The sequence below is a fragment of the Allobosea sp. 47.2.35 genome (assembly GCF_024655635.1).
GTDB lineage: Bacteria > Pseudomonadota > Alphaproteobacteria > Rhizobiales > Beijerinckiaceae > Allobosea.
Genome location: NZ_JANLGI010000019.1, coordinates 107,867 through 116,949, shown reverse-complemented (window position 1 = coordinate 116,949; position 9,083 = coordinate 107,867). Strand labels below are relative to the sequence as shown.

8 protein-coding genes are annotated in these 9,083 nt (G+C 67.0%); 5 read left to right on the top strand and 3 right to left on the bottom strand.

Annotated elements, in window-relative coordinates:
- Positions 1–148: 148 nt before the first annotated feature.
- Complete coding sequence (locus NUV79_RS20755) at positions 149–1,774, bottom strand: long-chain-fatty-acid--CoA ligase (protein WP_257734967.1); 1,626 nt, start codon at positions 1,772–1,774, stop codon at positions 149–151.
- Between the two features lie 134 nt (positions 1,775–1,908).
- On the opposite strand from NUV79_RS20755, the gene NUV79_RS20750 reads away from it, so the two are divergent.
- The 4 genes from NUV79_RS20750 to NUV79_RS20735 all read left to right on the top strand — a co-directional run bounded on the left by NUV79_RS20750 (position 1,909) and on the right by NUV79_RS20735 (position 5,797).
- Complete coding sequence (locus tag NUV79_RS20750) at positions 1,909–2,373, top strand: MarR family winged helix-turn-helix transcriptional regulator (RefSeq protein WP_257734966.1); 465 nt, start codon at positions 1,909–1,911, stop codon at positions 2,371–2,373.
- Between the two features lie 6 nt (positions 2,374–2,379).
- Positions 2,380–3,843 carry an amidase gene (locus tag NUV79_RS20745; RefSeq protein WP_257734965.1) on the top strand — a complete coding sequence of 488 codons (1,464 nt, stop codon included), beginning with the start codon at positions 2,380–2,382 and terminating at the stop codon, positions 3,841–3,843.
- 157 nt (positions 3,844–4,000) lie between these two features.
- Complete coding sequence (locus NUV79_RS20740; protein WP_257734964.1) at positions 4,001–5,377, top strand: aspartate aminotransferase family protein; 1,377 nt, start codon at positions 4,001–4,003, stop codon at positions 5,375–5,377.
- Between the two features lie 210 nt (positions 5,378–5,587).
- Positions 5,588–5,797 carry a hypothetical protein gene (locus NUV79_RS20735; protein ID WP_173048326.1) on the top strand — a complete coding sequence of 70 codons (210 nt, stop codon included), beginning with the start codon at positions 5,588–5,590 and terminating at the stop codon, positions 5,795–5,797.
- Positions 5,798–5,933: 136 nt separating this feature from the next.
- Here NUV79_RS20735 and NUV79_RS20730 read toward each other — a convergent pair whose 3' ends face one another.
- Positions 5,934–6,530: a L,D-transpeptidase gene (locus NUV79_RS20730; protein WP_257734963.1), complete on the bottom strand. Its 597-nt coding sequence runs from the start codon at positions 6,528–6,530 to the stop codon at positions 5,934–5,936.
- 222 nt (positions 6,531–6,752) lie between these two features.
- On the opposite strand from NUV79_RS20730, the gene NUV79_RS20725 reads away from it, so the two are divergent.
- Positions 6,753–7,682, top strand: coding sequence for a histone deacetylase family protein (locus NUV79_RS20725; protein ID WP_257734962.1), 930 nt, complete (start codon positions 6,753–6,755; stop codon positions 7,680–7,682).
- Positions 7,683–7,698: 16 nt separating this feature from the next.
- Here the strand turns inward: NUV79_RS20725 and ribB are convergent, their stop codons facing one another.
- Entirely contained in the window at positions 7,699–8,979 is a 1,281-nt protein-coding gene (gene ribB, locus NUV79_RS20720) for a 3,4-dihydroxy-2-butanone-4-phosphate synthase (RefSeq protein WP_257734961.1), read from the bottom strand.
- Positions 8,980–9,083 lie beyond the last annotated feature (104 nt).

Sequence of the window (9,083 nt, the reverse complement as noted above, 5' to 3'; positions counted from 1 at the left end):
GGTCGCCAATGGCGGCGGCGGCCGGGCCAGCGATTCAGGATGGGAAGAGTTCTGAGGCAACAGCCTCCGGAATGGCATGACCAGAATATCGGAACGGCGCCCTCTCGGGCGCCGTTCGCGTTTCCAGGCAGCGGGCCGGGCCAGCTCTTTACCCCGGCAGCCGGTAATCGCTGAACATCTCGCGCAGCTTGGTCTTCTGGATCTTTCCGGTCGCGGTGTGAGGAATCGCCTCGACCAGCACGACATCGTCCGGCAGCCACCATTTCGCGATCTTACCGGTCATGAAGGCGAGCATCTCGTCCTTGCCCGGCTTGCGCCCCGGCTTCGGCACGATCACCAGCAGCGGCCGTTCGTCCCATTTCGGATGAGCAACGCCGATCACTGCCGCTTCCGCGACATCGGGATGGCCGACGGCCAGGTTTTCGAGATCGATCGAGGAAATCCATTCCCCGCCGGACTTGATGACGTCCTTGGAGCGGTCGGTGACCTGCATGTAGCCGGCAGGGTCAATGGTCGCGACATCGCCGGTGTCGAAGAAGCCGTGATCGTCGAGAATACCCTCCTCGTTGCGATAATAGGCGCCAGCGACCGCTGGCCCGCGCACCTTGAGCCGGCCGAAGGTCTTGCCGTCCCAGGGCAGGTCCGCGCCGGCATCGTCGGTGAGCCGGAATTCGACCGTGAAGGGCGGATGGCCCTGCTTGACCTTGAGATCGTAGAGCGCGTCGCCCGATAGGCCTTCATAGACCGGCTTCAGCGAGCAGAAGGAGCCGAGCGGGCTCATCTCGGTCATGCCCCAGGCATGGGCGACGGTGACGCCGAACTTCCGCTCAAAGGCCTCGGTCATCGCGCGCGGGCAGGCCGAGCCGCCGATGACGACGCGCTTCAGCGTCGAGAGCCCGCCGCCCGTCGCCTCCAGATGCTGGAGCAGGCCGAGCCAGACGGTCGGCACCGCGGCCGTCATCGTCACGCCCTCCTCCTCCAGCAGCTGGTGCAGCGAGGGGCCGTCGAGCCGGGCGCCCGGCATCACCAGCTTGGCGCCGGTCATCGGCGCGGAATAGGCCAGCGACCAGCTATTGGCGTGGAAGAGCGGCACGACGGGCATCACCGTGTCGCGCGCCGACAGGCCCATATAGTCAGGCGCGGCGCAGGCGAGCGCGTGCAGGACGTTCGAACGGTGGGAATAGAGCACGCCCTTCGGCCCGCCGGTCGTGCCCGAGGTGTAGCAGAGCCCGGCCGCCATGTTCTCGTCGAAGCGGCCCCAGGCGAAATCGTCATCGGCCTCGGCCAGCCAGTCCTCATAGGCGACGGCGCCCTTGAGGCCGGTCTGCGGCATATGCGCGGCGTCGGTCAGGACGATGTAGCGCTCGATCGTCGGCAGCTTGTCCTGGATCGCCTCGATCATCGGCACGAAGGTGAGGTCGAGGAAAAGCAACCGATCTTCGGCGTGATTGACGATCCAGGCGATCTGCTCGGGGAAGAGGCGCGGATTGACCGTATGCGTGATCGCGCCGATGCCGCTGATGCCGTACCAGAGCTCGAGATGGCGATCGGTATTCCAGGCGAGCGTCGCGACCCGGTCGCCGAGCGCAATGCCCTGACGCTGCAAACGCTTCGCGACTGTCAGGGCGCGGCTGCGAATCGCGACATAGCTGCGTCGCCTGAGAGCGCCATCCTCGACGGCGCGGCTCACCACTTCGCGCGTGCCGTGCTGGATGGCGGCGTGATCGATGATGCGGTGGAGCAGAAGGGGCCAGTCCTGCATCAGGCCGAGCATGCGCATGTCCTCCCAGATCCGTTTTGCCGGAGGATAGCGACCGGCTTCCGCGAAAGGGAAGTCATCCGATCGAAGGCTCGCCTGCGCGCGCGAGATGGTTTAGGTCTGATCCTTCGAAGAGCGGGGGAAACGCGATGACCGCAGCGAAAGCCGTTCAGCCGGCCGCCACGGAACCGGACCGTGTCTGGTTCCGCTTCATGCGGCTGCACCAGCGCATGCTGATGCAGATGACGGCGCGCATCCGCACGCTCGGCCTCTCGATCCCGCAATTCGACCTGCTCTCGACCCTGACCGAGCAGGAGGGCATCAGCCAGAGCGAGCTGGCCGAAAAGCTCTATGTCACCAAGGGCAATGTCTCGGGCCTCGTCGACCGGCTCGTGCAGGCCGGGCTGGTCGAGCGCCGCGCCATCGCCGGCGACCGTCGCTCCTATGCGATGCACCTGACGCCGGAAGGCCGCCGCCTCGCCGAGGCCGGCATTGCCGCCCAGCGCGATTTCGTCGCCAGCACGCTCGGCAAGCTCAAGCCCGACGACCTCGCCGAGCTCGACCGGCTCGTGCTGGTCTGGCGCGACCTCGCCCGCGCCGTCGATGCCGAGTGAGCCGCGATGGCTGACGGCATCGACCTGACCGCCTCCGCCACCGCCCTACGTCAGGCGCTGCTTGCCCGCTGCTTCAGCGCCACCGACCTGCTCGAGGCAACCTTCGCCCGCATCGATGCGCTGAACCCGCGCCTCAACGCGATCGTGGCTGAGGATCGCGATGCCGCCCGCGCCATGGCGAAAGCTTCGGATGAGCGTATCGCCAACGGCACGGCCCGCCCGCTCGAAGGGCTGCCGATCACGATCAAGGACGCCTTCGACGTCGCCGGCCTGCCCTCCTCCGGTGGCCTGCCCGCCTATCGCGAGCGCGTGCCGACCGAGGATGCCGCTCCCGTCGCGAGGCTCCGAGCCGCCGGTGCGGTGATCATCGGCAAGACGAATGTCCCGGTCTTCTCCGGCGATTTCCAGAGCTACAACCCGGCTCATGGCGTGACCAACAACCCCTGGGACGAGACGCGCTCGCCCGGCGGCTCGTCGGGCGGTGCAGCCGTGGCAGTCGCGACCGGCATGAGCGCCTTCGAACTCGGCTCCGACCTCGGCAGCTCGATCCGCTGGCCGGCCCATGCCTGCGGCGTCTTCGGGCTCAAGACGAGCTGGGGGCTGATCTCGACCTGGGGCGCGATCCCGCCGCCGCCGGAACGGCGGACGCTCCGCAATGTCGACCTGATGGTTGCCGGCCCGATCACGCGCGCCACCGACGACCTCGACCTGATCCTGCGGGTGATCGCCGGACCACGCGACACCGCCCTGCCCGCGCCCATCCTACCCGAGCCGCGCCGGACCGACGCCAAGGGCCTGCGCGTCGCGCTCTGGGCCGACGATCCTTTCGCGCCGGTCGATCAGGAGGTGTCCGGCGCCGTGCGCGAGGCCGCGCGCCGCCTGGCCGAGGCCGGCGCGATCGTCGACGAAACGGCGCGCCCCTCGATCCGCTTTGCCGACGCGTTCGAGGTCTATGCGCTGCTGAATCATGCCGTCGTCGCCTACGGCCTGCCGCCGAAGGTGCGCGCCCGCATCCAGGCGTTAGCCTCGCGCTTCAGCCCGAACGACCTGTCGCATCAGGCCCTGCAGGCGCGCGGCGCCCGGATGACACCCGGCTTCTACCAGCAGATCGACCAGCGCCGCCGCGCCCAGAAGCGGCAATGGGCGAGCTTCTTCACGCATTACGACGTCGTGCTCTGCCCGCCGGCGCCGGTCGCCGCGATCCCGCATGACCACGGGCCGGACATCCATGCGCGGCGCCTGATCGTGAACGGCGAGCCGAGGCCCTATCTCGACTTCCTGCTCTGGGCGGCGCTTGCCACGGGGGCGGACCTGCCGGCCCTGTCGGCTCCGGTCATGCGCTCGCGCGAGGGCCTGCCGCTCGGCGTGCAGATCATCGCGCCCTTCGGCGAGGACCGCACGGCTGTCGCCGTCGGCGCGATGCTGGAGGAACTCGGCGGCCGTTTCACCCTGCCGCCGGTCGTCGGCTGAGCCGCCCGGACGGGCCGCCACGCCCGTTTGGCGCGCACCCTTTCCGTTTCGCTCGCCCTGCGGCAGAGTCTACCGTCCCCTGCGCCAAAATCGCTCAACATTTGCGGTCATATCGGCGTATGCTGGAAAGAATATTAAACAGAGCCGGGAGCCCATCATGCTGTCGAATGTCGCCGTCAGGGATATCGAGACCCTCGTCCATCCCTATACCAACCTCGCCACGCATCGGCAGACGGGCCCGCTCGTGCTGGAGAGCGGCAAGGGCATCTATGTCTACGATTCCGCCGGCAAGGAATATATCGAGGGCATGGCGGGGCTCTGGTGCACCTCGCTCGGCTATTCCAACCAGGAACTGGTCGAGACCGCCTATGAGCAGATGAAGAAGCTGCCCTTCACCCATATCTTCGGCGGGCGCAGCCACGATCCGGCGATCGAGCTCGCCGAGAAGCTCAAGGAGATCGCCCCGGTTCCGATCTCCAAGGTGTTCTACGGCGCCTCCGGCTCCGACGCCAACGACACCCAGGTCAAGATCGTCTGGTATCTCAACAACGCGCTCGGCCGCCCGCAGAAGAAGAAGATCATCTCGCGGCTGAAGGGCTATCACGGCGTCACCGTCGCCTCGGCCTCGCTGACCGGCCTGCCGAACAACCATATCGATTTCGACCTGCCGCTGCCGGGCATCCTGCACACCTCCTGCCCGCACCATTACCGCTTCGCCGAGCCCGGCGAGAGCGAGCAGGATTTCTCGTCGCGGCTGGCCGCCGAGCTGGAAGAAATGATCCTGCGCGAGGGACCGGACACGGTCGCCGCCTTCATCGCCGAGCCGGTGATGGGCGCCGGCGGCGCGATCATCCCGCCGGAGGGCTATTTCGAGAAGATCAACGCCGTGCTCGCCAAGTACGACGTGCTGTTCATCTCGGACGAGGTCATCACCGGCTTCGGCCGCACCGGCAAGATGTTCGGCACCGAGACCTACGGGCTCAACGCCGACTCGATCTCGCTCGCCAAGCAGATCACCTCGGCCTATTTCCCGCTCAGCGCCGTGATGATGAACGACAAGATCTATGACGTTCTCGTCGACCAGAGCCGCAAGATCGGCACCTTCGGCCACGGCAACACCTATGCCGGCCACCCGGTCGGCTGCGCGGTGGCGGTGAAGACGCTGGAGATCTACCAGCGCGAGAAGATCGTCGACCATGTCGAGAAGGTCTCGCCGACCTTCCTGCGCCGCCTGAACAAGCTCGCCGAGCATCCGCTCGTCGGCGAGGCCAAGGGCGTCGGCCTGATCGGCGGCGCCGAGCTGGTCAAGGACAAGCAGACCAAGGCCTCGTTCGAGGGAAAGAAGGGCGTCGGCGCCAAGGCCGTGGCCTATGCGCTGGAAGAGGGCTTCATCACCCGCGCCATGGGCGACCGCCTCGCCTTCTGCCCGCCGCTCGTGATCAACGAGGCCGAGATCGAGGAAATGTTCAACCGCTGCGAGCGCGCCCTCGACAAGACGCTGAACTGGGCCAAGGCCGAAGGCCTCTTCGCCTGAACGCCTGATATCGCGGGAAGATTGACGGCCGGGCGGCAGCGCCCGGCCTTTTTTCGCGTTCAGCAATAAGGCGGAATCCGGGATCCCCGCCGGAAAACGCCACGAACAGATCACAGTGGCGCCCCGGCGCCGTCCCGATCAGGTGTCAGAGATGGAGGGGTCGGCTGGCGCGAGCCGCCGGCACGAGGTTCACAGCTTGAGTCAGGAGCCATGCTTCAACGCGACGCCCATACCCCGACGCCGGTCCGCAAGAGTTTCCACGACGCCACGGCGCGGGCGACTTATGCGACCCTCTTCCGCCCGATCGCGCTTCAGGCGGTCGCCGCGGGAACCCGACAGATGTCGCCTGCGTTGAAGCAGCACGGCGAAGCGCGCAGGGGCGACCTGCCCGGCGTTCTCCGCCACGGTTTCATCGACTGAAACCTCCCCTTCGAGACCCCATGACTTGGCCGGTGCGGAGCGTGCTCCCACCGGCCTTTTTCTTGGGCTCGGCTCGTCCAAACGAAAACGGGCGGCCCGAAGGCCGCCCGCTGAATTCTCCGGCTCGTCCCATCGCTCAGACGACGATGACCTTCGCGCCCGCGGGCACGCGGTTGAAGAGGTCGATCACGTCGATATTGCGCATCCGGATGCAGCCCGAGGAGGCCGAGCGGCCGATCGTCTCGGGCTCGTTGGTGCCGTGGATGCGATAGAGCGTGTCCTGGCCGTTCTGGTAGAGATAGAGCGCGCGCGCGCCGAGCGGATTGTCCGGACCGCCATTCATGCCGCCGGCCACCGGCTTCAGATGCGGCCAGCGCTTGATCATCTCGGCCGGCGGCGTCCAGCGCGGCCATTCCGCCTTGCGCTGCACGACAGCCTCGCCGGTCCAGCCATAGGCCTCCTCGCCGGTGGCGACGCCGTAGCGGATCGCCTTCTTGTTCGGCAGGACGAGATAGAGGAACTTTTCCCTGGTATCGATGTAGATCGTGCCGGGCGGCTGCCCGGTCGGATCGGCGATCTCGTAGGGGAGATAAGGCAAGTAGGTGTCGAACTTGGGGACGAGCGCGATATATTCCGCGTCACGGGCTGACAGCTCCGGAGCGGCCAAGCTCTTATACTGGCAGGCGCCCAGCAGGGTGGACAGCGCCAGCGCGACGAAAACGGTCTTCTTCATAGCCTCCACCCAGCCGACCCGAAGGCAGCCTTTATGATGAATCGAACGTTAACGCTTCGTATCGCCAGAGCGCTTCCCCAAAAGCGGCGGCTCGGCGAAGCACTAGGCCTCAAACGGCCATGGTGCAATCAGGTTCCGTTTCCGGGGCTCAGAAGGCCGTTTGGCGTGGCAAAGCGGCCACGCATGACGTTTCAGGCGGACTTGCTGCAGGGGTAACCGGCTTTGACGACCCTGCTCTTCACCCATCCGGCGAGCCTCGCGCATGCGATGCCGGCGGGCCATCCCGAATGCGCCGACAGGATCAAGGCGGTCGAGCAGGCGCTCGAGGCCGAGCGATTCGCGGCACTGATTCGGCTCGAAGCGCCGCTCGGCACGCTCGAGCAGGTCGCGCTCTGTCATCCTGAGTCCTATGCGCAGGCGTTGATCGCATCCGCCCCTGCGGCGGGCTTCGTCCAGGTCGATGCGGACACGCTAATGTCGCCCGGCACGATCGAGGCGGCGCTGCGCGGCGTCGGCGGCGCGGTCGCGGCCGTCGACGAGGTGATGGCCGGCAAGGCGCGCAATGCCTTCGTCGCGATGCGCCCGCCCGGCCACCATGCCGAGCGCGAGCGCGCCATGGGCTTCTGCTTCTTCAACCATGCCGCGATCGCGGCGCGCCACGCGCAGAAGGCGCATGGCGCCGAACGCGTCGCCGTCATCGACTGGGACGTCCATCACGGCAATGGCACGCAGGATATCTTCTGGGACGATGCCAGCGTGCTCTACGCCTCCGTCCACGAGATGCCGCTCTATCCCGGCACCGGCTCGGCCATGGAACGTGGCACGCAGGGCACGATCGTCAACGCACCCTTGCGGGCCGGCGACGGCTCCGACGAATTCCGCGATGTTTTCGAGACCGCGATCCTGCCGCGCCTCGACGCCTTCCGGCCCGATCTCGTGGTGATCTCGGCCGGGTTCGACGCGCATTGGCGCGACCCGCTCGCCAGCCTCAACCTGCGCGAGGCGGATTTCACCTGGGCGACCCAGAAGCTGATGGCAGCGGCCGACCGCCACGCCGGCGGCCGGATCGTCTCGGTGCTGGAGGGCGGCTACGATCTCGACGCGCTGGCGAAATCGACCGCCGTCCATGTCTCGGCGCTGATGGAGGGTTGAGCGCCGGGCGCCGCGCTTACTCCAGCGGTGCCGTGCCGGCGATCTCGATGCCGAAGCCGGAGAGGCCGACGAAGGAACGCGGCGACGAGGCGAGGTTCACGATCGAGCGGACGCCGAGATCGCGCAGGATCTGGGCGCCGAGCCCCACTTCGCGCCATTGCTGGCTGCGCAGCGCATCCGAGCCTTCCTCGTCGACAGCCTTGATCGGCACGCCGGCGCTGCCGTCGCGCAGATAGATCAGCACGCCCTTGCCTTCCTGCTGAAAGCGACGCAGCGCGCACTGGATCGAGCCGGCGCCGCCGAGCACGTCGGCGACGACATCGGCACGGTGCAGGCGGGCCGGAACCTTCTCACCATCGCCGAGCTTGCCCATGACAAAGGCGAAGTGCTGGGTGTTGTCGAAGGGCGTGACGTAGACATGGCCGGTCACGTCGCCGAACTCGGTCTTGACCGGGAAGGAATGCACGCGCTCGACCAGCTTCTCCCGCGACTGGCGATAGGCGATCAGGTCCGCCACCGTGATCTGCTTCAGCCCGTGCTTCTCGGCGAAGGCGGTGATCTGCGCGCCCTTCATCACCGTGCCGTCGTCATTGGCGAGCTCGCAGATGACGCCGACCTGCGGGAGATCGGCGAGCTTGCAGAGATCGACGGCGGCTTCGGTATGGCCGGAGCGCATCAACACGCCGCCATCCTTGGCGATGAGCGGGAAGACATGCCCGGGGCGAACGAAGTCGGCGGCGCCCATATTGCCGTTGGCGAGCGCGCGGACCGTGTTGGTGCGCTGCTCGGCCGAGATACCGGTGGTCAGCCCATGCTTGACATCGACCGTGATGGTGAAGGCTGTGCCAAGCGGGGCGTCGTTCGAGGACACCATCGGATCGAGCCGCAGGCGGCGCGCCTCGCTCGCGGTCAGCGGCGCGCAGACGATGCCGCAGGTGTTGCGGATGATGAAGGCCATCTTCTCCGGCGTGCAGAGCGAGGCTGCGACGATGAGATCGCCCTCGTTCTCGCGATCATCGTCATCGGTGACGATGACGATCTCGCCGCGGGCGAAGGCATCGATGGTCTCGGCGACATTGTTGGACATGGCAGCCTCGCGCGGCCCGGACAGGCCGAGAAAATCATTGGGGGTGACGGCGCCGCCGGTGGCGGCGGTGATGCGCTCGGCGCTTTCGCGGGAGATCCAGGCAGCGGGATCGTTGCAGAGCGCGGTCACGCTGGCCGGCGACAGGCCGACCTGCTTTGCAAAGGCGCTGCGTGCGATCTTTTGCTGCCGGAGCCAGACGTCGAGCTTCATGCCGTGAAGCTAATACGGCGCCGCTTCATCCGCAATGAATGCTCGATGCATTTTCAATATTGCTGAAATGCAAGATGCGAGCAGGCGGAAACAGCCGACGCCTC

What these genes read in the sequence shown, in the direction of transcription:
- NUV79_RS20755 (WP_257734967.1), bottom strand. Translation starts at nt 1,774, where the DNA reads ATGCTCGGCCTGATGCAGGACTGGCCCCTTCTGCTCCACCGCATCATC.
- NUV79_RS20750 (WP_257734966.1), top strand. Translation starts at nt 1,909, where the DNA reads ATGACCGCAGCGAAAGCCGTTCAGCCGGCCGCCACGGAACCGGACCGT.
- NUV79_RS20745 (WP_257734965.1), top strand. Translation starts at nt 2,380, where the DNA reads ATGGCTGACGGCATCGACCTGACCGCCTCCGCCACCGCCCTACGTCAG.
- NUV79_RS20740 (WP_257734964.1), top strand. Translation starts at nt 4,001, where the DNA reads ATGCTGTCGAATGTCGCCGTCAGGGATATCGAGACCCTCGTCCATCCC.
- NUV79_RS20735 (WP_173048326.1), top strand. Translation starts at nt 5,588, where the DNA reads ATGCTTCAACGCGACGCCCATACCCCGACGCCGGTCCGCAAGAGTTTC.
- NUV79_RS20730 (WP_257734963.1), bottom strand. Translation starts at nt 6,530, where the DNA reads ATGAAGAAGACCGTTTTCGTCGCGCTGGCGCTGTCCACCCTGCTGGGC.
- ribB (WP_257734961.1), bottom strand. Translation starts at nt 8,979, where the DNA reads ATGAAGCTCGACGTCTGGCTCCGGCAGCAAAAGATCGCACGCAGCGCC.